This window comes from Aeromonas sp. 96A, assembly GCF_051919165.1.
Lineage (GTDB): Bacteria > Pseudomonadota > Gammaproteobacteria > Enterobacterales > Aeromonadaceae > Aeromonas > Aeromonas veronii.
In genome coordinates this window covers 1,117,802-1,142,207 of record NZ_JBQBFE010000001.1, presented here as the reverse complement: position 1 = coordinate 1,142,207, position 24,406 = coordinate 1,117,802, and the positions used below count along the sequence as shown (strand labels likewise).

The 24,406-nt window shown below is 59.4% G+C and carries 19 protein-coding genes; 3 read left to right on the top strand and 16 right to left on the bottom strand.

Going from position 1 to position 24,406, the window contains the following annotated elements; all coding sequences use genetic code 11:
• Nucleotides 1-15 precede the first annotated feature (15 nt).
• On the top strand, nt 16-1,152 hold the full coding sequence (locus ACTG2W_RS05180) for a GGDEF domain-containing protein (RefSeq protein WP_440016084.1): 1,137 nt from the start codon (nt 16-18) through the stop codon (nt 1,150-1,152).
• 18 nt (nt 1,153-1,170) lie between these two features.
• Here the strand turns inward: ACTG2W_RS05180 and ACTG2W_RS05175 are convergent, their stop codons facing one another.
• The 8 genes from ACTG2W_RS05175 to ACTG2W_RS05140 form a co-directional block, all read right to left on the bottom strand.
• On the bottom strand, nt 1,171-2,505 hold the full coding sequence (locus tag ACTG2W_RS05175) for an MFS transporter (protein ID WP_047439233.1): 1,335 nt from the start codon (nt 2,503-2,505) through the stop codon (nt 1,171-1,173).
• Between the two features lie 21 nt (nt 2,506-2,526).
• A complete protein-coding gene (gene uhpB / locus ACTG2W_RS05170; protein ID WP_440016083.1) occupies nt 2,527-4,047 on the bottom strand; it encodes a signal transduction histidine-protein kinase/phosphatase UhpB in 1,521 nt (506 codons plus the stop codon).
• Nucleotides 4,044-4,634, bottom strand: coding sequence for a transcriptional regulator UhpA (uhpA, locus tag ACTG2W_RS05165; protein ID WP_323936022.1), 591 nt, complete (start codon nt 4,632-4,634; stop codon nt 4,044-4,046). The genes uhpB and uhpA overlap by 4 nt, the downstream gene beginning before the upstream one ends.
• 180 nt (nt 4,635-4,814) lie before the next feature.
• Nucleotides 4,815-5,210 (bottom strand): nucleoside diphosphate kinase regulator, encoded by a 396-nt coding sequence (gene rnk / locus ACTG2W_RS05160; RefSeq protein ID WP_041209885.1) that lies wholly within the window; start codon nt 5,208-5,210, stop codon nt 4,815-4,817.
• A 226-nt stretch (nt 5,211-5,436) separates the two neighbouring features.
• A complete protein-coding gene (locus tag ACTG2W_RS05155; RefSeq protein WP_439988807.1) occupies nt 5,437-6,171 on the bottom strand; it encodes a substrate-binding periplasmic protein in 735 nt (244 codons plus the stop codon).
• Nucleotides 6,172-6,247: 76 nt separating this feature from the next.
• Complete coding sequence (locus tag ACTG2W_RS05150) at nt 6,248-6,934, bottom strand: hypothetical protein (RefSeq protein ID WP_440016540.1); 687 nt, start codon at nt 6,932-6,934, stop codon at nt 6,248-6,250.
• A gap of 72 nt (nt 6,935-7,006) precedes the next feature.
• Nucleotides 7,007-8,398: an alkaline phosphatase gene (locus tag ACTG2W_RS05145; RefSeq protein ID WP_106843138.1), complete on the bottom strand. Its 1,392-nt coding sequence runs from the start codon at nt 8,396-8,398 to the stop codon at nt 7,007-7,009.
• Nucleotides 8,399-8,409: 11 nt separating this feature from the next.
• Nucleotides 8,410-9,807 carry an alkaline phosphatase gene (locus ACTG2W_RS05140; protein WP_440016082.1) on the bottom strand — a complete coding sequence of 466 codons (1,398 nt, stop codon included), beginning with the start codon at nt 9,805-9,807 and terminating at the stop codon, nt 8,410-8,412.
• A gap of 323 nt (nt 9,808-10,130) precedes the next feature.
• Between ACTG2W_RS05140 and ylqF the strand changes: the two genes are divergently transcribed.
• Complete coding sequence (gene ylqF / locus ACTG2W_RS05135; RefSeq protein ID WP_005334061.1) at nt 10,131-11,081, top strand: ribosome biogenesis GTPase YlqF; 951 nt, start codon at nt 10,131-10,133, stop codon at nt 11,079-11,081.
• A 157-nt stretch (nt 11,082-11,238) separates the two neighbouring features.
• Here ylqF and ACTG2W_RS05130 read toward each other — a convergent pair whose 3' ends face one another.
• The 3 genes from ACTG2W_RS05130 to dinG all read right to left on the bottom strand — a co-directional run bounded on the left by ACTG2W_RS05130 (nt 11,239) and on the right by dinG (nt 15,191).
• Nucleotides 11,239-12,135 carry a histone deacetylase family protein gene (locus ACTG2W_RS05130; RefSeq protein ID WP_106843136.1) on the bottom strand — a complete coding sequence of 299 codons (897 nt, stop codon included), beginning with the start codon at nt 12,133-12,135 and terminating at the stop codon, nt 11,239-11,241.
• A gap of 181 nt (nt 12,136-12,316) precedes the next feature.
• Nucleotides 12,317-12,976, bottom strand: a complete 660-nt coding sequence (locus ACTG2W_RS05125; RefSeq protein ID WP_106843135.1) for a YccT family protein — start codon at nt 12,974-12,976, stop codon at nt 12,317-12,319.
• A 142-nt stretch (nt 12,977-13,118) separates the two neighbouring features.
• Nucleotides 13,119-15,191 carry an ATP-dependent DNA helicase DinG gene (dinG, locus tag ACTG2W_RS05120; protein WP_106843134.1) on the bottom strand — a complete coding sequence of 691 codons (2,073 nt, stop codon included), beginning with the start codon at nt 15,189-15,191 and terminating at the stop codon, nt 13,119-13,121.
• A 395-nt stretch (nt 15,192-15,586) separates the two neighbouring features.
• On the opposite strand from dinG, the gene ACTG2W_RS05115 reads away from it, so the two are divergent.
• Nucleotides 15,587-16,639 (top strand): porin, encoded by a 1,053-nt coding sequence (locus ACTG2W_RS05115; protein WP_139459781.1) that lies wholly within the window; start codon nt 15,587-15,589, stop codon nt 16,637-16,639.
• Nucleotides 16,640-17,167: 528 nt separating this feature from the next.
• Here ACTG2W_RS05115 and tyrA read toward each other — a convergent pair.
• From tyrA to secD, 5 genes are all read right to left on the bottom strand, one after another.
• The gene (gene tyrA, locus ACTG2W_RS05110) at nt 17,168-18,295 is read right to left on the bottom strand and encodes a bifunctional chorismate mutase/prephenate dehydrogenase (RefSeq protein WP_421283928.1); all 1,128 of its coding nucleotides are present in this window, start codon (nt 18,293-18,295) and stop codon (nt 17,168-17,170) included.
• Between the two features lie 131 nt (nt 18,296-18,426).
• The gene (locus ACTG2W_RS05105; protein ID WP_005344622.1) at nt 18,427-19,500 is read right to left on the bottom strand and encodes a 3-deoxy-7-phosphoheptulonate synthase; all 1,074 of its coding nucleotides are present in this window, start codon (nt 19,498-19,500) and stop codon (nt 18,427-18,429) included.
• A 409-nt stretch (nt 19,501-19,909) separates the two neighbouring features.
• Nucleotides 19,910-21,211, bottom strand: coding sequence for a glucose-1-phosphate adenylyltransferase (gene glgC / locus ACTG2W_RS05100; RefSeq protein WP_005334047.1), 1,302 nt, complete (start codon nt 21,209-21,211; stop codon nt 19,910-19,912).
• Between the two features lie 282 nt (nt 21,212-21,493).
• The gene (secF, locus tag ACTG2W_RS05095; protein WP_216948376.1) at nt 21,494-22,411 is read right to left on the bottom strand and encodes a protein translocase subunit SecF; all 918 of its coding nucleotides are present in this window, start codon (nt 22,409-22,411) and stop codon (nt 21,494-21,496) included.
• Between the two features lie 150 nt (nt 22,412-22,561).
• On the bottom strand, nt 22,562-24,364 hold the full coding sequence (gene secD, locus ACTG2W_RS05090; RefSeq protein ID WP_421283931.1) for a protein translocase subunit SecD: 1,803 nt from the start codon (nt 24,362-24,364) through the stop codon (nt 22,562-22,564).
• Nucleotides 24,365-24,406: the final 42 nt, after the last annotated feature.

The following is a 24,406-nucleotide window of genomic DNA, read 5'->3' as shown; positions in this document are numbered from 1 at the left end:
CTGCCTGGTTTTGATATGGATGTCTCGTTGTTGCTGAAGCTGGATGTATTTACCCTGATGGTGATGGCATTGGGGGGATATAGCCTCGGGTTTATCACGCTCTCCATTATCTGGTCGACTCACCGGGAGATCCCGGGCATCGGGTTATGGTGGTGGTCCAGTCTCTGTGCGCTGGTGGCCCAGATACTTTTCTCGTTACAGGCATTTTTCCCCAGCCCCTCCGGCATCTGGCTGGCCAATACCCTGATCACGCTCTGCATTGTGTTGATGCCGCCGGCGCTGCAGCGCTTTTTCGGACAGCCCCCGAACTGGCGTGCCGGGGGGCTCTTCATGCTGGTCTATCTGCTGCTTCTGAGCTGGTGCATTGTGGAGGGGGGGATGGCATCCCGGGTGTTGCTGGCTTGCCTGAGTTACATGGTGCTGGGTGCTGTGATCGTCTATCTGGTCTGGCGCCACGGTTACCCCCACTATCTGCCGGCGGTGATGGTCTTTACCCTGGTCAACGTGCTGCTCTACGCCTTCTACTTGATGCGGCTCTGGTTCCTCTGGCAGGACAACGTACAGATGCTGATGGATAAGAGCGGGGTCAATGTGCTGCCCTTCCTCTCCATGTTGATGGGGAGTTATCTCTCCACCTTCGGGGTGTTGCTGCTCTGTACCCAATACCGGGCGCTGGCGCTGCGCCAGCAGGCGAGCCACGATCCTCTCACCGGCCTGCTCAACCGGCGCGGCTTTATGGAGCAGCTGAAGGAGCAAAAGTTGGGTGACGGCGGCGCGCTGGCCGTGCTCGACATCGATGATTTCAAGCAGATCAATGACCAGCATGGCCATGAGGTGGGTGATCGGGTGCTGGCCGAGCTCGGTGCCTATCTGGGTAGTCAGCCCGATCTGGTGTGCAGTCGTTTCGGTGGCGAGGAGTTTGTGCTGCTCTTCTCGCAGCCCGGCGTGCTGGCCCTGCAGCGCTGCGAGGGATTACTGGAGGAGGTCGCGAACCGCAACATGGGCGGCCTCTCCATCACGGTCAGCATGGGACTCTCCCACTGGCAAGGGGAGTGGCACTTTGACCCTCTGTTCACTCAGGCCGACCATGCGCTCTACAGCGCCAAGCGGCAAGGCAAGAACCGGGTCTGTCAGGCTGGTCGGGAGGTATAACTCCCGTTCAGTCCGGTATTACGTTATCTCGGCAGGCTGGGGGCGCGGTGCCTGCGCCTTGAGGAAGGGGAGCAGCAGCAGGGCCGAGACGCCTGCCGCCACCGAGATCACCACGAAGAAGCCGTTCCAGTGCCAGATCTCCATCACCTTGGCCAGCGGATAGCCCGACAGCGCCGCCCCCATGTAGGCAAAGAGACCGACAAAGCCGGTAGCCGCTCCCGCCGAGTTTTTGTGGGAGCACTCCGCCGCCGCCATGCCGATCAGCATCTGCGGGCCAAACACGAAAAAGCCGATGGTAAAGAAGCAGGCCGCCTGCATCACATAGCTGAAGAAGGGCATCAGCCAGAGCGATCCCACCGCCAGCAGGATCCCCACCGCAAAGATCAGGTTCATCGGGCCACGGTTGCCGTTGAACAGCTTGTCCGATCCCCAGCCTGCCACCAGAGCACCGATAAAGCCTCCCACCTCGAACATGGAGATGGCCGAGTTGGCGCTCATCAGATTGAAGCCGCGCTGCTCGGTCATATAGAGATTGCCCCAGTCATTGATGGCGGTGCGCACCACATAGACCAGTACGTAACAGCAGGCGAGCAGCCAGATATAGGGGTTGCCCAGCACATATTTGCGCAGGATCTGGCGATGGGAGAGCCCCGCATCCTGAGTCTGCTGGGCCAGCTCCATGGCATCCTTGCGCCACTCGCCCACCGTGGGCAACCCCATGGCGCTCGGGGTATCCCGCAGCCGCCAGCAGAGGAACAATCCCGCGATGATGGCGATAAGGCCGGGCACTATCATGCCGTAGCGCCAGCCATGTTGCAGAGCGATGGTGCTGACGATAAGGGGAATGAGCGCCCCGCCGACGTTGTGGGCAGTGTTCCAGGCCGACCACCAGACGCCGCGCTCGGTGCGCGAATACCAGCTGGTAAGCAGCTTGGAGCAGGGGGGCCAGCCCCAGCCCTGGAAGAAGGCGTTGGCGACCCAGAGGGCGGCAAACATCCAGAGTGCCGACGAGAGGCCGAACAGTATGTTGATGACGCCAGTGGCCATCAGTCCGACACCCATGAAGTAGCGCGGGTTGGCGCGATCACTGATGATGCCGGAGAAGAACTTGGAGCAGCCGTAGGTGATGTAGAACAGGGTCCACAGCATGCCGATGTCGGACTTGTCCAGCATGCCGCTCGCCAGCATGTCTGGCATGGCGAAGTTGAAGCTCTTGCGGGTGAAGTAGAAGACCGCGTAGCCCAGATACATGGTCAGCAGCAGGTGCAGCCGCCAGTGGCGATAGGTGGCATCGATCTCGGCCTGATCCCGGATAAGGGGCCGGGGCGGCGCGCTTCTCATAAAACTCAGCACAGGCAGGCCCTCTGGTGGTGATTAGCCATGACTCTCTTCCCGTCTGCGACTGGGCAGATTGACCGTCAGCTGGGCGCCGTGGATGCAGGAGAGTTGCAAACTGCCCCCTAGCGCCTGTACCCGCTCGCGAATGCCGAGCAGGCCATAGCCCTGTTGCGGGCGGCTTTCCGGCAGACCGCGGCCATCATCTTCCAGCACCAGTTGCAACTGCTCGCCGCTGGTCAGGGCGCGAATGGTGACCGAGTGGGCGTTGGCATGTTTGACCACGTTGTTGAGCCCCTCCTGACAGACCCGAAACAGGGTGACCCGCTGGGCATCCGAGAGATCCCCATCCGCCAGCTGCCACTCCAGACGGGTGACGATTCCGTGACGTTCCAGCTCCAGCTCCCTCAGCAGTGCCCGTACCGCCTGTTCCAGAGTCATGTCGTCGAGCTGGCGCGGGCGCAGCCGCCCGAGCAGGCCGCGCACCGCGTCATAGATCCCGAGCGACAGTGTGTCGATCAGGGCGCTGCTCTGGCCCACACCGGCATTATCGGGGGCGAGGCGGCGAACGATCCCCGCCTGGGTACGAATGGCTGTGATGGTCTGGCCGATATCATCGTGCAGCTCGCGCGCCACCTCCTTGCGGATGCTCTCCTCGGTCTCCAGCAGCCGCTCGGTGAGCTGGCGATTGTGGGCGAGTTGGCGGGTCAGCGCCTGATTGAGTTCGCGCTGGCGCTGGATCCCGGCGCCGAGCAGCAGGCCGGTGAGGCTCTGGGCCAGCAGGGAGAGCAGCAGATCGAGGGGGTGATCGTGCCAGGCCTGACTGGCCAGCAGGGCGATGGTGTTCATCAGGGTGGCGAGCAGTGCCCCCTGCCAGCCGTAGCGCCACGCCATGGCGATGATGGGGATGGCCAGACAAAACGGGGTGAAGCGTACCAGCGAGTTGGGCAATCCCAGTTGCAGCCAGAGGCTCAATACGAACAGCAGCAGATACCAGACCAGATGGCGAAAGCGCCACTCTACCGGCTGATCCACCAGCGCAGGCCCCAGCGGCACCCAGGTGGCGCGAGTGAGGTAGTGCCAGATCAGCATGCAAGTGGAGGTCAGCGTCAGCCCGCCGGTCAGGCTGAGCAGCAGGGCCGAGAGGCCATCTTCTCCCGCCAGATGCCAGAGCAGGGATTGCAGCAGGGCTGCCACCGAGACGGTGGCGAGCAGCAACAGCAGTTGCTGCCAGTCATTGCGCACCGGCTGGCGGCGGGCAATCAGCAGCGGCAGCAGGGTGAGCAGGCTGCCAGTCAGCAGCCACTGCCAGTGGGGCAGCCCAACCTCCAGATTGATCCAGTAGAGCAGCCCCCCTTCGCACAGCAACAGCGGCAGCCAGTAGCGACCGGGACTTTGCAGCAGCAGGCCGAGGCGCAGGCCGAAGGGGAACAGCAGCACCGCCAGTGCCGGGCCGCCCGCCAGATGCAGGCTGATGCTCCAGAGGCAAAACCAGCCGGCGGCAAAGATGAAGCAGGCCGCCAGCGTGATGGCGACATAGCTGGCAAGACGGTGGATCACCAGCTATCCAGCATGCGGTGGGCCAGCTCGACGTTGTTGCTGACCTTGAGCTTGTCCATCAGGTTGGCGCGGTGCACATGCACCGTCTTGGGGGAGAGGCCAAGCTGCTCGGCGATGCTCTTCACCTCCAGCCCCTGCGCCAGCAGCTGGGCAATCTCCCGCTCCCGGTTGGTAAGGGGATCCCGGCTGCTGCTGGCGAGTTTCTGGGCGATGTCGGGGGTGAGGTAGCAGCCGCCAAGCGCTGCGGTGCGCACCGCGGCGATAAGCTCGTCCGGGCTGCAGCGCTTGGAGAGAAATCCCTTGGCACCGGTTTGCAGCGCCTGCTCGATGAGGGCGGGGCTGTCGTGTACCGAGAGCATCACCACTGCCAGACCGGAGGGGAGCTGCTTGAGCAGATCCAGCCCCGACTGGTCGGGCATCGAGATGTCGCAGACGCAGACGCGGGCGCCACTGCCGGGCAGGCCGGCCAGCGCCTCGCTGGCGGAGCCAAATTCGGCGACCACCTGCAGGTCGGGCTCCAGATTGAGCAGTTGGGCAAAACCGGAACGGACGATTTGGTGATCGTCGATGAGGGCAATTTTTATCATGATGTCAGCCTGAAATTCGGTGCGTCATGACCATGACGCGGCCAACAAGATACCTGCCCCCCGAGTCAGGCTCAAGGGGCGGGGGGAATAGGGGGAAAATCGACCCGATAAGCAGGGGAAGCTTGATCGGGATCAGGCTGTGCGGGCTGGCCTCCCGGGTTGGCCTGCCCGCAACCGGGATCAGCGGTGCAGCTCGCCGGCACGCTCCGGCTGATAGACCACTTCAAGGATCTCCACCTCGATGGTGCGACCGGCCGGGCCCGGCCAGGCGATGCTGTCGCCCACTTTCAGACCGAGCAGGGCGCTGCCCACCGGTGCCAGTACCGAGATGTTGGTCTCGTCACCCTTGGCATCGCGCGGGTAGACCAGGGTGAGGCAGAACTCGTTGCCGCTGCTCTGCATCTTGAAGCGTACCTTGCTGTTCATGGTGACGACATCGGGCGGCATATCGGCCGGCTCGCGGATTTCGGCGCGATCCAGCTCCTCTTGCAGGGCAAGGTGCTGGGGATGGTTGCCGAGCAGTTGCTCAATCCGATCCAGATCAAGGCTGGAGATAACGAGATGCGGTTGTTTCATAAGATAATCCTTATCAATAGCTTACAGGGCCAGGCCCACTCACGCAGGCTGGCCATCACAAGGGTGTCGAGAGATCGAGAAAGTGCCATGCCCCCAAGCGACTCGCGGCCGAAGGAGCGAGGCGGGGGCTCAGCAGGGTGTGAGCTTGTGAGAGGAAATAGTGAATCTTTTCATGGGGCTACCATAACCATTCTGGACGGCTTTGGCAATTATCCTGACAAGTTTGTCAGGGTGCCTGGTAATCGTACTGCTTGATGATGCGGGCCAGGCTGCCGTCATCACGCATGGCGGCGATGGTGTCGCGCCAGCGTGTTGCCTCTTTGGCTGGAAAATGGGGGCTGGCCGCCAGGTAGAGCGCAGCCTGTTTCAGCGTTTCGCCGCGAACCAGATCCGCCAGCGGCAAGCCTGCCTGCAGCTGGTTGTAGCGGGCGCTGTTCCAGGCCACCGCCCAGCCCTGAATGCGGCCCCGAGCGAGCTTGCTGGCGTTGTTGACCTCTTCGGCCACCTCTTCCTGTTTGATCCGTTTGAACGGGAGCAGCAGGCTCTGGCCATAGGAGCTGCGCATCACGCCGATGGTGAGGCCGGGCATCTCACCGATTGTCAGCGGCTGGGGATGGTGCCGGCGATGAGTCACCAGTACGAAGGCCTCATCCAGCAAGGGGGCAATCCAGAGAAACAGCGGCTCACGCTGGGGGCTCCTCACCGGTGGCACCAACAGCACATCCTGCCGGTGCTGGGTCTGGCTGAGGGCGCGAGCCAGCGGCATCAGCTCGATGGTCAGTGGCTCTTTGAGACGGCGGGCCGCCTCCTCCAGCACCTCGATGGCCATGCCGCTCGGGGCGCCCTGGTGAGAACGGATCACGTAAGGCGGGATCTCGGCGGCGATAACCACTACAGCATGGGCTTCGGCAGTGGTGAAAAGCAGGGTGGAGAACAGTAGCAGGAGAGTGGAAATTCGCATGGCAGACCTGATCCGGGATGAGTACACATAGTGTAACATCCCGCAGAGACAAGTCAGCCCGCTATGGAGCCTCATTTCAATCGAAGAAGTCCCGCAGATCGAGCGTCTGATACCCCTCCAGCTGTTGCCAAGGCAAATTCTTGGGCAGCGTTTTTAGGGTCACCTCCATCCGGTAGCTGCGATAGCCATCGAAGCTTGCCGACTCCACCACCAGCGGCAGCTGCCAGCGACTCGACCAGAGAATGCGGGTTCGTTGCTGCCCTTCGCGCTTTTCATACCAGCGGGCCTGCTCGGGGGCAGCCTCATCCAGCGGGGTCATCCCCTCGATCAGCGCCGGGTTGACGAGATGGCGGATCCGTGGCCAGTCGGGTTTGAAGGCCACCTGGCCATACTCTTCCACCGGCACCTCTACCAGCTGGTTGTGCCAGCTATCGGCGTAACGCAACTGAAGTTCACCCTCATCACTGCGGCTCACCCAGCGGGCCGCCATCTGGTGGGTAAAGTGCTTGTGGCCGGGGGTGGCATCGTGAGTGGCGTGATAGGCACGGGCAAGGGGCAGGGGAATGAGCCGCTGGCTCCACACCTGATTGCCCACACGCAGCCACTTCTCCTGCCAGACGCTCTCTCTGGCGATGCCATCGCTGCCGGTGACCCGGTCGTGATAGCTGATCCGGGCGGCGAGATCTGGGGGCGTGTCGTCGGCATGAAGGGGGAAGGCGAGGGCGCTGCCAAGCAGCCATAACGAAAGCAGAAATCTCATCATCATCTGTCGCTCGAAAGAGCCGGGGCCCGGGCCGCTGAACCGATTGCTCCGCTGCTCCCGGGCCCCAGCTGCTTACAGGCCGAGCGCCTCCCGCAGTTTGCCAAACACCTTGGTGTTATCCAGCGTGCCCTTGAAGCGGTTGCTGCCGGCACCATCGGCGAACAGCATCACATCGCCGCCGCCGTGGGTTTCCGATGCCAGCTTGACGCCGGTCTCCTGCAGGTACTCATTGGCCATCACCTGATCGCTGGTGAGGGCGGGGCGCACGTCCGCACGGTTGGGGCCGTTACCGAACACCAGGGTGGTGAAGGGCTTGCCATCCACATCGTTCTGGGTCGAGCCGTCGCCATTTTTCACCAGATCCAGCACCGGATTACCCTTGGCGGCGTAGCCGTTGATGGTCATGGTGTGGTCATGGTCGGCGGTGACCACGATCAGGGTATTGCTGAGATCCACTTTACCGAGGGCTGTCTTGACCGCCTCGTCCAGTGCCACCGCATCGGTGAGGGCTCGCTTGGCGTTGGTGCCATGCAGGGCGTGATCGATACGTCCCCCCTCGACCATCAGGAAGTAACCCTGACTGTTCTGGCTCAAGAGATCGATCGCCTTAGCGGTCATCTCGGAGAGCGACGGCTGGGTGTTGGCTGCCCCCTTGGCGACCCGATCCAGCTCGTAGTCGAGGTGGGATTTGCTGCTAAACAGACCGAGCAGCTTGCCACTGGTGACCTTGGCCAGATCGCTTTGGGTGGTGACATAGCTGTACCCCTGCGCTTTCATCTCGGCGGTCAGGTCGCGGTTGTCATTGCGACCGCCCTTGTTGCTGGCGCTGTAGGGGGTCCAGTGGTTGGCACCGCCGCCCATCAGCACATCGACTCCATCCTTGAGGGCACTGTTAAAGCCAGCGCCTCCCGGAACAGCCTGTGCGGCGATGTCATAGGCGGCATCCCGATGGCAGATATGGGAGTAGGTGGCCGCCGGAGTAGCGTGGGTCAGCTCGGTGGTGGTGACGGCCCCGACCGATTTGCCCGCCGCCTTGGCCAGCTCCAGGATGGTGGGCACCGGCTTGCCGTTATCGCTGCTGCAGTTGTTGACGGTTTTGTTGCCGTTGACATCTTTGCCGGGGGCGACGGCCCTGGTGTCGCTGCTCATGGCGATCACCTCGTTGTTCATCTTGACCCCGGTGGTGTAGGCCGCCATGGAGGGGGCCGAGTCGGTGGTCTGGGCATCGTTGGAGAAGGTCTTGATGCGAGCCGTGCGCGGCAGCTTCATCATCTCCAGATTGCCCTCTTCCCCCACCTTGAACAGGCGAGTGGCGGTGAGCACGGTGGGGCCCATGCCATCACCGATAAAGAGAATGACGTTTTTGGCATCACCGGCCTGTGCCTGGGAGGTTGCGCCCAGCGCACTGAACAGGGCGGCGCAGACCAGCGTGTGCTTGATGGATGTGTTCATCTGTTTGCTCATGAAAGTGCTCCTTACAGCTTGGCCGCAGCCTTGATCTTGCCGAACACGGCGGTGTTATCGAGTGAGCCATGGAAGCTGTCAGCCCCCTTGCCGATGGCGCCGAGGAAGACATCGGTGCCGCCGTGGGTCTCGTTGCCGATCTCGCCCACCTTGACCACCACTTCCTGGTGGTAGTCATTGGCAGAGACGGTGGCATCGTCGAGCGGGGCGACGCTGCTGCGCGGGCCATCCACCCGGTTGTAGCCGTTGCCAAAACCGATGATGGTATAGGGCATGCCGTCGCCATCCTTGCTCGGTTCGCCCGTCTCGTAGTTCTTCACCAGCCCGAGTACGCCGGGGTTGCTGGCGGTGGTCTTACCGGTACGCTTGGCGTAACCGTTGAGCACCAGGGTATGGTCATGGTCGGCGGTGACCACGATCAGGGTGTTTTTCAGCTCGGGGTCGCTCTTTTTCACCTCGTCGATAGCGGCTTTGATGGCGTTGTCGAAGGCGAGGGTGTCCTGCAGTGCCCGTTTGGCGTTGGTGTCGTGCAGGGCGTGATCGATGCGGCCCCCTTCCACCATCAGGAAGTAACCCTTCTCCTTGCCCTTGAGCTGCTTGATTGCGGCCAGGGTCATCTGGGCCAGTGACGGCTCGCTGGCAGGGCGGTCCAGGTCATATTTCATGTGACTGGAACCAAACAGTCCCAGCAGCGGCTTGCCCGCATCGGCCTTGTTCAGCTCATCCAGATTGCTGGCAAACTGGTAGCCCTTGGCCTGCATTTCGCTGATGAGGTTGCGCCCATCCTCCCGCTTGCCCTTGTCGGTTTTGGGCAGGAAGAAACTGCTGCCGCCACCGAGCACCACATCCAGCCCCTCCTTGAGGGCGCTGTTGTAGCCTTTGCCGCCCGGTACCAGCTGGACGGCGATATCCGCTTCCAGATCCCGGTTGCAGATATGGGCATAGGTAGCCGCCGGGGTGGCGTGGGTTACCCGGGTGCTGGTTACCACACCGGTACCGCGGCCATCGGCTTTGGCCAGCTCCAGCAGGGTGGTCACCGGCTTGCCGGCGCTCTTGCTGCAGTCGCTCTCATAGGTGGCGTCGCCGTCCATGCTGATGACGCCGTTGTTGCTCTTGACCCCGGTCATGTAGGCCGCCATGGAGGGGGCCGAGTCAGTGACCTGGGCATCATGGGAGAAGGTCTTGATAAAGGCCGTCTCTGGCAGGGTATCGATGGTGAGATCACCCTCTTCGCCGACACCGTAGATGCGGGCCGCCGTCAGGGTGTTGAGGCCCATGCCGTCGCCGAGGAAAAAGATGACGTTGGTGGGTTGGGCTGCGGGCTTGGTCGCCACCGTGTCATTGTCTGATTTGCAGCCGGCAGCCAGGGCGGCGCCGATCATCACTGCAAGTCCTGCCATTTTTCTCATTGGGGTTCGCTCCTTGTAAAACCTGAGCGCAGCCTAGAGGGGGCAGATGACACTTTTACTGACTATCGGTGACGGTTGTGTGAAAAAGTGATGAAAATGTTACACTATATCAATGTGTTATCTATCAATTGAGCCAGTTGGTCCGGTCGCTTCCGGCAAGGTTGCTCCGCCTCGGCGGTTTGCTGATTTGATGAGGTGATGGTTAGAATGACCTGTCAAAAGAGGCCCGCAGCAGGTAAAATGCGCCCCCTTCGTTCGATGCCCGCGGCAGAGCGCCTGTTGTTCCATGCGCGCGCCCGCAGCCCCCACAGAGAGTAACGGATATGTCCATCAACTGGTTCCCCGGTCACATGCACAAGGCCCGCAAAGAGATTGCCGAGGTCATGCCCCAGGTCGATGTGATCATCGAGATGCTCGATGCCCGCATCCCCTTCTCCAGCGAAAACCCGCTGGTGCCCGAGCTGCGTGGTGATACCCCGGTGATCAAGGTGCTGAACAAGGCGGACCTGGCCGATCCGGCGATCACCGATCTGTGGGTGGCGCACATGGAAAAAGAGAAGGGGATCAAGGCGCTGCCGTTGACACAACAAGAGCCGGAGAAGATCAAGCAACTGCTGACCCTCTGCCATGAGATGCTGCCGGAGCGCAATTTTGAGCTGCGCGGCGTGCGGGCGATGATCATGGGGATCCCCAACGTGGGCAAGTCCACTCTGATCAATACTCTGGCGGGGCGCATCATCGCCCGTACCGGCAACGAGGCGGGGGTGACCAAGTCCCAGCAGCGGATCAAGCTGGATAACAACGTTATCCTGACCGATACCCCGGGTTTTCTCTGGCCCAAGCTCAACCCGCCCTCCTGCGGTTATCGTCTGGCCATCACCGCGGCCATCAAAGACACTGTGTTCGACTATGCCGATATCGCCATGTTCGCCGCTGACTACTTCATCAAGGCCTATCCGGAGCGGATCAAGGCGCGCTACCAGATTGATGAGTTGCCCGAGACCGAGATCGAGCTGCTGGAGATGATCGCCCGCCAGCGGGCGTTTATGCGCAAAGGGGGGCTGGCCGACCTGCACAAGGCGTCCGAGATCCTGATCAACGAGTTCCGCTCCGGCTTGCTTGGCCGCATCTCGCTGGAGACGCCGGAGATGGTGAGCGTCGAGATTGTCGAAGCCGCCGCAGAAGCCGAGCAAAAAGCCAAAGAGAAGGCCGAGCGGGAAGAGGAGCGTCAGGCCCGCGCCCGTCGCAAGTACGCCCGCAAGCGTCAGAAATAGTTATACTCAGGCGTCCCGAGCTTGCCTGGCAACGAGCGAGCTTGTGTGACCCAGATGACGAAACACGAAGAGGCGACCCCAGGGGTCGCCTCTTCTGTTTTATCTGGTGAAGTGCCGCCCACTTCTCATGGCGTGTCCGCGCTATAAAGCCATGCCATCAGCCAAAACGGTGGCATGCCGTCTCAAACAGCGACATATGAAGCGGGATCAGCTGCTGCCAGTCGCGGCGATAGCCGCCACCGGGTACAGCGGCGACAGGCAACCCATGCTTGATTGCACAGTCAAATACCATGGCATCGCGTAGGCGCACCCCTTCATCGCTCAAAGAGAGATAACCAAGCTCGTCGGCATGATGCACATCGACGCCCGCCTGATAGAGGATGAGATCCGGCGAATAGAGCCGCAGCGCCAGCGATAGCGCCTGTTGCAGTGTGGTGAGGTAGGCATCGTCTGTCATGCCGCTTGGCAGTGGAAAGTCGAGGTGAGAGGTGATTTTGTTGTGGGGAAAGTTGTGCTCCCCATGGAGGGAGAGGGTGATGATATCGCGCCGTTCGGCGCACAGGGCCGCACTGCCATCTCCCTGATGCACATCGAGATCGACGATCAGCACCTGTTCACAGCGCCCCTCGTCGAGGCAAGTCTGGGCGGCAATCACCAGATCGTTGAACAGACAAAAACCGCTGCCGTGATCCCGATGGGCGTGGTGGTAGCCACCGGAGATTTGCAAGCCGCAGCCCTGCTCAAGTGCATAGCGGCTGGCGGCAATAGTGGCACCGACCGAGCGCAAGGTGCGCTCCATCAACATGGGTGACCAGGGAAAACCGATCTTGCGGATGGCGCGATCTTCCAGCTGGCCGCTCAGGGCCGCCGCGACATAATCGGCATCGTGAATGCGACAGATTTGCTCACAAGTTGCGGCCGGTGCTTCGCCAAGGGGGTAACCCTGCACCTGCAGGCGTTCAAACAGCCCCTGATACTTGGCCAGCGGGAAGCGATGGCGCTCGGGTAGCGTCAGGGAGGAGTAGAGGGGGTGATAGAAAATGCGCAACGACATGGTGCCATTCTCCCTGGCAAGGTGGCGCTTTCTATATATGAAATCAGCAGATGAATCCATATATGTACTCCCTATATAAAGGGGAAGTGGCAGCGCATAAATCAAGACTCGTCGTGAGTGAGACCGCAGGATATGGAAAAGGGGAGCTTGGCTCCCCTTTCAGTCAATCACTCAGTCCGGCTTATTGCTGCTGGATAACCCAGATTTGGAAGGCTTTGCGGGTTTCCGCATCTGCCTTGTTGTACCAGTTTTGCAACTGGGTCAGCGCTTCCGGATTGCTTTGAGCCTTGCTGGGGGCAACCTGAACCGGTGCGCTGGCGGCAGCCATCACGGCAGCAGAAGAGACGGCCACTGCTTTAGGCTGGTTGAAGGCTTTACCCATGTTGATCAGCTCTTGCTGATAGTCACGGGTCAGCTGGAAGCCCTCTACTTTAGGCATCACGAACTGTTCGCTGCTCACTTGCTGACCACTGACCTTGTCTTTCAGCGCCACTTTCTGATCTTTGACAAACTGCTTGGCTTCGGCTTCGTTGCGGGGTTTTTTATAGTCCAGCACCAGCTGTTGGTTGTCGGCGGCAGTGAAGTTCAGCACCAGCGGCTCGGCGGTCACCAACTTGATTTCGTTACGGCTGGAGTAGTTGCCTTCAAAGGCGACGACCAACTGGTGTTTGCCGGCAGAGAGGGGGAAGGTGCTGGTTTTGTCGAGCAGCTTGGGGTTGATGGATTGACCATCGATAAGCTGGACGACATACGGGTTGGTCACTTCCAATTGGGCATCAGCAAGGGCGCTACCGGCCCACAACAGACCAGCCAGCGCCGGTACCAGAACAGTCAGTTTCATTTCATCTCCTTGAACAGTCAGGCGATTGCCCACTGAAAACAGGGGCTCATTTTTACAGGTTTGGCCTACTGCGGCAATGGCTCTTTCTGGTGGTCAACGTTCGCGCTGCTGTCAGTTTGTTTATCAATAGAGGCTGACATATTTATTCGATCCGACGTGTGAACGGGGGGAGGGCATCAAGCAACCCCTTGCCATAACGCTTGGTCAGCAGACGCCGGTCGAGAATGGTGACCCGCCCCCGATCGGCCTCCTTGCGGATGAGGCGGCCACAGGCCTGGATCAGTTTGCGCGATGCCTCCGGCACTGTCAGTTGCAGGAAGGGGTTGCCGCCTCGTTGCTCCACCCACTCGGCGGTGGCCTCCTCGACCGGCGAGTTGGGCACCGCAAAGGGGAGTTTGGTGATCACCAGATTGGTGAGGTAGTGACCCGGCAGATCCAGCCCCTCCGAGAAGCTGCCGGTACCAAACAGGATGCTGGCCTGACCGCCATCGCACTTTTGTTTGTGCAGGGTGAGCAGGGCATTGCGGGAGGCTTCCCCCTGCACCAGCAGTGACAGTCCCTTGGTTCGCAAGCCAACAGCCACCTCATTCATCTGGCGGTAGGAGGAGAAGAGCACCAGACTCGCCTCCTTGCCCGCCAGAATACGTGGCAGTACGCTGATGAGTTCGTTGGTAAAGGCCGGCGAGTTGGGTTCGTGCTCCATTTTGGGCAGATAGAGCTCGGCTTTCTGATAATCAAAGGGGGAGCGCAGGCGTAGATAGCGAGTGCCGTCGTGCTCCTTGAGCCCCACCTGATGGCGAAAATAGCTAAAAGAAGAGAGGGCGGTGAGGGTCGCGGAGACCAGAACGGCTCCCAGACACTTGGACCAGAGCCACTCCTCCAGCAGATACCCCACCTCTATCGGTGAAGCGTGCAGCCAGATATCGCCGTCATCGCTCTTGGCCATCCAGCGGGCGAGCGGGGTTTTACCGGTCGGCACATGGCGCCCCAGCATCTCCCACAGGGCGCAGAAACTCTCCAGCCGCTGCAGATGAAAACCGCTCTCTGCCAGCAGAGGTTCAGCCTCCTTGCGGCGGATCTCGCCATCTTTCAGCGCTTCACCTATTGCCCCTTGCATCCGATCCAGCGCTCGCAGCGCCTTCTTGCTCGACTCCTTGAGATTCTCCGCCAGCATGGGCAGGGGATCCGGCAATACCCCTTCGGCGAAGCGGTAGTGGGGTTCCGTGCCAAACAGCCGATCGTTGGCGCTGAGCCACTGCTCGACCGCCTTCAGATCGGGCTGGATGGAGGCCAGCGCATCCTGCAGTTTGAGTTGGGGGTCGAGCAGGCTCTCCTTATTAAGAGTCCGCGCCAGCTTGCCTGCACTTTGTACCAGCTTCTCCAGCCAGCGACGTGAGCCTTTGACGCTGGCCGACGCCGCGCCGTGATCCCGGGCGATGGTGGGCAGGTGATGGGCCTCATCCAGCACATAGATGCACTCATCGGGGGGAGGCAGAATGATGCCACCGCCCATGGTGAGATCGGAGAGCAGTAGCGCATGGTTCACCACCAGCACATCGGCGCTCTCCATGTCGTTGCGGGCGCGATGAAAGGGGCAGTGCTGGTGATGGCTCAGCGCCTTGTTGCAGGTGTGGCGGTCGGCGGCGATGCGATCCCAGCAAGTGTCGGGAATGGGCTCCGGCCAGTTGTCCCGATCCCCGTCCCATTTGCCATTGGTGTAGGCCTGCCACAGGGCCTGGTAGCGATCTTTGTCGCTGTCAGATGGCTTGGATTTGCTCAGACTGCCAAAGTCGAGCTCGAAGTTGGCTATCTCGGCACCACTGGCTGCCTGCTCCAGCAGATGCTCGCAGCAGTAGCGCTGACGCCCCTTGACCAGCATAAAGCGAAACGGCAGCTCGCTATGGCGGTGGTAAAAAGGAAGGTCTTTGTGGATCAGCTGCTCTTGCAGGGCCACTGTGGCGGTGGAGATCACCAGTTTCTTCTGGGTGAGCCGCGCCACTGGGATGGCACCCTGCGCATAAGAAAGAGATTTGCCGATACCGGTTCCTGCTTCGGCAACCAGAATACGGCGCTGTTTGTCGTACTCGCCGGTCAGGGTTTTGGCTATCTCTGCCACCAGAAAGTTCTGCTCTTTGCGCGGCACAAAACCGGGTAATCCATCCGAAATCTGGCGATAGGTTTGACGAATGGTGGCTTTGAGGCGAGTAGAGAGCATGAAGAGAAGGCCAGTTAAGGGTTAATCGAAGGACAAGGATACCCGCAACCCCTTGGTGAGGTCGAGGCAACAGCCATTATCACGGCAGTTTTACGCTGATCAGACCACTTTGGTTGTTTATCAGGCAGTTAGCGTTATTTGCATGCAAAACAAACTATTTGAGTCCAAATAATCAGCAGGATTCATTGTAAACGTTTTCCTTTTGCCTTGCCGTTAGGTGAGACTTGGCTCACATTTTTGTCTCCATGACTATGGTTTCCATAAAAAGTTCCAAGTTTTTTCATTGCGGTTCAAAAAATCCGGTGCTAGTCTCGGCGGCATAGTGATGCAAAGAACATCGCTAACACAGGGAATAACAACAACTTAGTGTTTAATTACAGTAGGCATTGGAAACTATGAAAAAGACAATTCTGGCTATTGCTATCCCGGCTCTGTTTGCATCCGCCGCTAACGCCGCAGTGATCTATGACAAAGACGGTACCACTTTCGACGTATACGGCCGTGTACAGGCTAACTACTACGGTGAAACCAATAAAGCTGATGCATCAGCAGCATCTGGTTACAAAGATGTTGATGGCGAGCTGAAAGGTACATCCCGCTTGGGTTGGTCTGGTAAAGTCGCTCTGAACAACACTTGGTCTGCTATCGCCAAGACTGAGTGGCAAGTTGCAGCTGAAAACTCTGACAGCAACAAGTTTAAAGCCCGTCACGTTTACGCCGGCTTTGATGGAACCCAGTACGGTAAAATCATTTTCGGTCAGACTGACACCGCATTCTACGACGTGCTGGAAGCGACCGATATCTTCAACGAGTGGGGTAGCCGCGGTAACTACTACGACGGTCGTCAAGAAGGTCAAGTGATCTACTCCAACACCTTCGGTGGTTTCACCGGTAAAGTATCATACCAGACCAGTGATGATCAGTTCCTCATTGACTCCGATGCTGGTGGTGATATCAAGGAAGTTGTTATCAAAGATGTTAAGCGTAAGAGCGCTTACGCTACCACTTTGGGTTACAAATTTGATTTTGGTTTGGGTCTGAATGCTGGTTATGCATACTCTGACTTGGAAGGCATCAATGCCCTGCAGCAGAAAGATGGCAAAAAAGAAGAGTGGGCTGTTAGTGCAAACTACAGCATCAATGGCTTCTACTTCGCCGGCATGTACACCGACGGTGAAATCAAGAACAAAACCACTGGTAACAAAGTGGACGGTAAAGGCTACGAGCTCGCAGCTTCTTACAACGTAGATGCATGGACCTTCCTGGCTGGTTACAACTATGCTGAAGCTCGTGAAACTGGTTTTGAGTACGACAAGCTTGTTAAAGATACTCTGTTGGGTGTTCAGTACGCTTTCACTCCGAAGCTGAAAGCTTATACCGAATACCGCATCGATGGCATTGAAGGTGCTGACGACAAGTGGACTGTTGCTCTGCAGTACAACTTCTAATAAGTTGCATATGAGTAATATCTTGGCTTGAGTCTTTGACCAAGCTACGAATGGCCGAGATAATATCTCGGCCATTTTCTTTTTTGGCGCCAGCGTATTGGCGCCATGATGAACCGCCGGATTGCTGTGTTAAGTGATGTTTGGCAAACCATCTGTCTTAGTTAATCTCTCCTGCTTCCTGCTTCCTGCTTCCTGCTTCCTGCTTCCTGCTTCCTGCTTATCTCTTTGATGGGCACTGCTCTCCTCTATGCCATACAGTCATTGCTCACAGCAGTTTGGTTTGACTGTGAGAATCTGGCAGCCCTTGCAAGGGGCGGTGCTATTTGCGCGGATTGTGCGGATATTGAGGGGGCATACTTGGGATGTGATGCAGCACAGTGGGAGGGGATAGTGAGGCCAATCAGCGGTAGGTACTTGATGTGTAGCCGCTCGCGACTGAGTTAGCGTTGAAATCGGTAATAAACAAAAAAGGGAAGATGCCTGAGTATCTTCCCTTTCTGGCGATATGAGGTAGTTGCTTTTGCAGGATCAGCCGTGTTGGCGGCGGTCGTTGGCCTGGGCCAGTAGCATGCGGCTTTCACGCAGGAACTGGTCGGCATGCTCGCCGAAGAAACCGGAGACTTGCGAGAAGGCCTCGATGAAACCATCCCTGTCCCCCCGCTCCAGCAGCCCCATCGCTTCGCCGAAGTTTTGGTAGTAGCGACGGATCATCGCCAGATTCTGCGGTGACGACAAAATGATGTCGGCATAGAGGTGGGGATCCTGAGCGAACAGCCGTCCCACCATGGCGAGCTCCAGCCGGTAGATGGGGGAGCTCAAACTCAGCAGGCGATCCAGATTGGCCTGCTCCCGGGAGAGGTGCCAGCCATAGGCAAAGGTGGCGAAGTGACGCAGTGCCTGAATGAGGGTCATCGCCTCATCGTGGGCCTTGGCTTCCACCTGTTGCAAGCGGGCGCCCCAGATGGTCATCTGATCCAGCAGCCATTGGCTGGCGGCGGGGTCACGACCCTGGCAGCAGACGATCACCTGCTTGGCGAGACTCGCCACATCCGGCCCGAACATGGGGTGCAGTCCCAGTACCGGCCCTTGGTGCGCCGCCAGCATATGTTCGAGCGGCACCGCTTTCACGCTGGTGACATCGACCAGCAGGCAGTGGGCGGGCAGGTTGCCGAGGCGGTCGATGATCTGGCAGGTGATATCGATGGGCACCGCCACCATCACTAGACCGGCTCCGGCGAGGATCTCGTCAGCGCGCGGCCAGTCGGCTTGTTCCAGCGTCTCGACCCGATAGCCTGAGAGGCTGAACATATGGCCGAACAAGCGGCCAAGCTGGCCCTGACCACCGATGATGACCACCTTGCCAAGATCCGGCTTTATGCATTTGAAGCCGGTATCTTTCTCGCTGGCATAAGATTCACGCATCACCCGGCGCAGCACGTCTTCGATGAGATCGCCGGGCACCCCCAACTGCTCAGCCTCGGCGCGGCGGCGGGCCAGCATGCTCGCTTCCCGATCCGGTGCATAGATGGGCAGGCCGTGGCGGCTCTTTACTTCACCCACTTCTCCCACCAGGGCCAGACGGGCGGCCAGCAGATCGATCAGCTGCTTGTCCACCGCATCTATCTTGTCCCTGAGTACATTCAACTCTTCAGCCATATCCAGTCCCTGCTGGCGCCGCAGCGGCGCCCTGAAAATCAATATGCAACAAGGTATCACGGCATGAGCGGTTTGATGCCACCACTAGTGATACCTCGATTGTTCAATAGGTTACGACAAGATACCACGGCTTACCGTGCAGTTCTGCCCTTGAGGGGGTCAGCCAGCTGGTTGTGGCAGCGGGCCAGCAGGGTGGCGGTGGTGTCCCAGTCGATGCAGGCATCAGTGATGGAGACCCCGTAGCGCATCTGCTGCTTGGGCTGCTCGCTGGACTGGTTTCCCTCGAACAGGTTGGATTCGAGCATCACCCCGATGATGGAGCGGTTGCCCTCCTGGATCTGGTGGATGACGTTGTCAGCCACCTTGGGCTGCAAACGGTGATCTTTGCTGGAGTTGCCGTGGCTGCAATCCACCACAAGGCTCGGCAGCAGGCCCGCTTTCTCCAGCGCCTCTTCCGCCAGTGACACGTTGACCGAGTCATAGTTGGGATGTTTGCCGCCGCGCAGGATCACGTGGCCATCCGGGTTGCCCTGGGTCTGCAGCAGCGCAACCTGGCCTTGCTGGTTGATCCCCATAAAGGCGTGAGGGGAGGAGGCCGCTTGCAACGCATTAATGGCAGTCCCCAAGTTGCCGTCGGTGCCGTTCTTGAAGCCGACCGGCATCGAGAGGCCGGAGGCCATCTCCCTGTGGGTCTGGGATTCGGTGGTGCGGGCGCCGATGGCTGACCAGGAGAAGAGCTCGGCCAGGTATTGCGGGCTGATGGGATCGAGCGCTTCTGTGGCCAGCGGCAACTCCAGCTCCGCCAGCCAGCAGAGTAGCTCGCGGGCACGGTGCAGCCCCAGCTCCACATCGAAGGTGCCATCCAGATTGGGGTCGTTGATAAAGCCTTTCCAGCCGACCGTGGTGCGCGGCTTCTCAAAGTAGACCCGCATGACAATGTAGAGAGAGTCCTGATAGGCATCATGCAGCGCTTTGAGTCTGGTTGCGTACTCTTTGGCGGCGTCCATGTCGTGGATGGAGCAGGGGCCACAGATCACCAGCAGCCGGTGATCGCGGCGGTGAATGATGTCGGCGATGGTATTGCGGGCCCCTTGCACGAATGCCAGCGCCTTGTCGGAGATGGGTAACTTCTCCTTGAGCTGGGCAGGCGTGATCATCACTTGTTCGGACTGGATATGGATGTTGTTCAGGGGGTCTCTTTGCATGATTTCATTCTCTCTACTGTATTAAGCCAAAAGCGGCTGTACCTATATATTTACACCGGTACCTGCTTTGTTACGCAACCGCACTCACCTTACCAAGGAAAAACAAACAATCAAGTGAAACTAGTGGGTTTACCGCTAAAAAGTCAGATAAAGGAGCTGCTATATAGCGCGAACAGGAATAATACAGAGGATTTTTCGGAGGCTTAATGGTTTTTGTGTAATCTAATGTTTACTACTTGAGGGCGTGAAGGCTACGTTGTCCAGCTGTTTACCCACAGTAAATGGTATCTCTGGGAGACTACAACGCGATGGCAATGATGGTGTGAGGTGGCTATCTGGTCAGCCATAGAAAGAGGGAGCCATAATGGCTCCCTTTGCGGTAGGAAGGGGGATCCCGTCTGGCTGCGGATCAGCGCTTTTGTTTTCCCTGCAGCTCTTTGTTCAGGCGAGTGAGCATCCCCTGGGTGACCAGCACTATGCCCTGCTCGGAGCGGTGGAAGCGACGTGCATCTTCATCGGCGTTTTCACCTATCACCGTGCCTTCCGGCAGTTTGCACCCCTTGTCGATCACCACCCGGCGCAGTCGGCAACCGGCACCAATCTCCACACCCGGGAAGATAACGGCCTGATCCAGAGTGCAGAAGGAGTCGACCCGCACATTGGTAAAGAGCACCGAACTCAGGATGAAAGAGCCACTGACGATGGTGCCCCCGGCAAACATGGAGTTGATGGTCATGCCGTGCTGGCCGTTTCGGTCCTGCACGAACTTGGCGGGAGGAGTCATGTTCTGGCTAGTCCAGATGGGCCAGTCCTGATCGTAGATATCGAGCTCCGGCGTGACGGAGGCGAGATCCATGTTGGCTTCCCAGAAGGAGTCCACGGTGCCCACATCGCGCCAGTAGGGGCGGCGATCCGGACAGCAGCCGACACAGGACATGCCAAACGGGTGAGCGAATGCGGTGCCCTCTTTCACCACGCGGGGGATCACGTCCATGCCGAAATCGTGATGGGACTGCTCGTTGGCAATGTCCTCTTCCAGCAGCTGATAGAGATACTCCGCATCGAAGATATAGACGCCCATGGAGGCCAGCGCGGTGTCGGCCTTGCCCGGCATGGCGGGCGGGTTGGCAGGCTTTTCGACGAAGGCATTGATCTTGCGATCATCATCCACCGCCATTACCCCGAAGGCGCTTGCTTCACTGCGTGGCACCTCGATGCAGGCAACGGTCACCTTGGCGCCCATATTGACGTGGTCGAGCAGCATGGCGGCGTAATCCATCTTGTAGATGTGATCGCCCGCCAGCACCACCACATATTTGGGGGCGTGATCGCGGATGATATCCAGATTCTGGTAGACCGCATCTGCGGTACCCCGATACCAGTTCACCTCATCCACCCGCTGCTGGGCAGGGAGCAGATCGATAAACTCGTTCATCTGGTAGCGCAGGAAAGACCAGCCCGATTGGAGATGGCGCAACAGGCTGTGGGATTTGTACTGGGTCACGACACCGACCCGACGGATGCCGGAGTTGATGCAGTTGGAGAGCACGAAATCGATGATGCGGAATTTGCCGCCGAAATGAACGGCAGGTTTTGCACGGTTGTCGGTTAACTGTTTGAGGCGACTACCCCGCCCTCCTGCGAGTACCAAAGCCATGGTCTCGTTCAGCAACTGTCTGGATTTTGCTGTATTGGCAGGTTGTAACAACATCTCATATCCCTTTGTAGATAAATCACTACAATGTTGCCTCCTTTGAGCCCTCAAGAAAGTGCTTTCAGTCACATTTTATGGTTTCTGACGTAATAAAATGACCTTTTTGTTATTAAAAATGACGGGTTGATCCGTCATTGCTTTCAATATGGTCAGTTGTCAATTGAAGCGAGCCGAGTACCAAAATGGGCTGCGAGAGAGGAGGGATGAAAAAGCCCCTGCCAATGGCTGGCAGGGGCCTGGTTTGTTGAGACCCGGTGAGCCGGGCCTGATTAACAAGGTTCAGGCTGCGTTGGCCAGTGGCTCCTCGCTCTTTTTCTGATAAGCCTGCGGGGTAAGCCCAAGCAGCTCCTGTACGGTCGAGGCGACGGTGATGGAGGAGACGGTGCCCACCAGGATCCCGGCAAACAGGGTGAAGGAGAAGCCGTAGAGGGCGTCACCGCCAAACAGCAACAGAGCTCCCACGGTAAACAGGGTGGTGCCCGAGGTGATCATGGTGCGACTGAAGGTCGCCTTGATGGCCACATCGGAGCACTCGTGGATGCCCATCTGGGTACGCGAGCTCAGCAGATCCCGCAGCCTGTCCGAGATGACGATGCTGTCGTTGAGGGAGTAGCCGATCACCGCCATCAAACCGGCGATGATGTTCAGATCGAATTCGATCTGAAAGAGTGACAGCAGCCCCAGCGCCACGATGGCGTCATGGACCACCGAGAGCAGGATGCCGATGGCCTGACGCCACTCGAAGCGAAACGCCAGATAGGCTGACATCGCCAGCGAAGCGACCAGCACCGCCAGCATACCCTGCTGGAACAGTTCGGCACCCACCTGAGGGCCGACGATGGTGGTGCGCAGCAACTCGACCGGCATCCCCAACTGCTGTGTCAGCATGGTGGCGAGATCCGCCGCGGGCCAGGGCAGTTCGTGGGGGGGCAGCTTGATCAACCACTCGCCGGGAATACCGGCCGAGCTCAGCTCAACGGCTCCCGCCAGCGGTGAGACCAGCATGGCATTGAGCTCATGGGCCTCTTTCAGGGTCTGGATATGAAACTCCAGCAGGATCCCGCCGGTAAAATCGAGCCCCAGTATCAGGCCGTTCACCAGCAAGATGGCGACGCTGGCCACGGTCAGCAGGATGGAAGCCCACAGGCCGATATAACGCCAACGGGTCAGCCCCATGGCAACGATCATTCTCAACATAATTCTCTCCTTGGCCAGCCAGCATCTGGCTGTTGGCCCATCACGACGTGTCGCGACAAGCCGGGAAATAGTGTTCTGCTTTGGCCGCCCCGGCCATATCCATGGCCGATGGCGCCGCCAAAGCCGCTCATCAGAGGGACAACTGTCCCGTTACACCTTCAGCGTGCGCTCGTTGCTGCGTCCCCACAGGGGGTTGATGATGGCGCGCGTCCCCCAGATCCCGGTGATCATGCTGGAGAGCAGACCCAGAATGAGGGTGATGGAGAAGCCCTGCAGCGGACCGGAGCCGATGGAGTAGAGCACTACAGCGCAGATGAGCGTAGTGATGTTGGCATCGAAAATGGTGTGGAAGGCGGAGCGATAGCCAAAGTCGATGGCGTTGGCCAGTGAGCCCCCTTCTCGCAGCCGGTCCCTGATCCGCTCGAAGATCAGCACATGGGTATCCACCGCCATGCCCACCGTCAGCACCAGACCGGCGATCCCCGGCAGGGTCAGCACGGCGCCCGGCAGCACTGCCAGCATGCCGACCTGCATCAACAGGTTGGCGACCAGCGCCGTGATGGCAACCCAGCCGAATTTGCGGTACCAGGCCATCATGAACAGCATCATGCCCGCCATACCGAAGGCCAGCGCGGTGAAGCCCGCCTCGATATTCTGCATCCCCAGCGTCGGGCCAATGGAGCGCTCCTCCAGGATCTTGAGAGGGGCGGTGAGGGCGCCGGCACGCAGCAGCATGGCCAGCTCTTGCGCCTCCGGCAGACTGCCAATGCCGGTGATGCGGAACTGGTTGCCAAGGGCGGTCTGGATGGTGGCGACGTTGATCACCTCGCTCTGGGCGCGCAGTTTGCCCTGGGCGTTGGTTTTGTACTCGGTGAAGACGGTTGCCATCGGCTTGCCCACATGCTGGCGGCTGAACAGGTTCATCTTGCTGCCACCCAGGGTGTCGAGCACGATATTGACCTGGGGTTGACCCATTTCGCCCATGTTGGCGCGGGCATCGACGATGTGCTCGCCGGTCAGTACCGGCTTGCGTGCCATGCCGACGGCCTGACCGTTGCGATCGGCGATGTAGAAGTGGCTGTCGGCTTTGGCCTCGTAGAAGGCCAGCGAGGCGGTGGCGCCGATCACCTCTTTCGCCTGCTTGGGGTTATGTACCCCGGGCAGTTCGATACGGATACCATCCTGCCCCTGACGCACCACCGAGGCCTCGACGATGCCGAGCTCATTGATCCGTTTTTTCAGGATCGACAGGTTCTGGGTCACGGCGTTGTTGACCAGCAGGGTGCGCTCCGCCTCGCTCAGCACCAGTTTCAGATCATTGCCGGAGCGGGTCAGCTTCCACTGATCCTGACGGGTACCGGCACTCTCCTTGATGATGGCGATCCAGCTCTCCTGTTCGGCCACCTCCGGCAGGGTGACGGCTACGGCGCCCTGTGCGCTGCGCGTGACGCCGGCGCCGCGCAGGTTGGCTTCACGGAAGCGGGTACGCAGGGTATCCACCAGATTCTTGGTCTGATTGTCGATGACAAAGTCCACGTCCACCCCGATCAGCAGCTGGGAACCGCCACGCAGATCGAGCCCCAGCTTGATGGGGTCGGCGCCGAGGCGGGTGATCCAGGCCGGTGCGTTGGAGTGAAACTCCAGGGTCAGGGCGGCACTGTCGACCCCTTGCTGCTCCAGCAACTGCTTGGCTCGCTGCTGCTCGCCCTGACTGGCAAAGACCAGCTCGACCCGCTCAGGTTGCTCGATCACCTTAACCGGTGTCAGGTGCTTGTCGCTCAGCAACATCTGTTGCTGGGTGGTCAGGCGCTGCTGTCCGTGCAGGCCAAGGGAGGGCTGCTCACCGAAAAAGGTGGGCAGGGAGTAAAAGGTAAAGGTCAACAGCATCAACAGCAGCAGTGCGTACTGCCACTTGCTCATGCGGTTGAGAACGGTGCGATTGCTCTTTCTCATGGCAAACAAGCCTCTGTCAGGAGAATGGTGCCTGGGCCGATA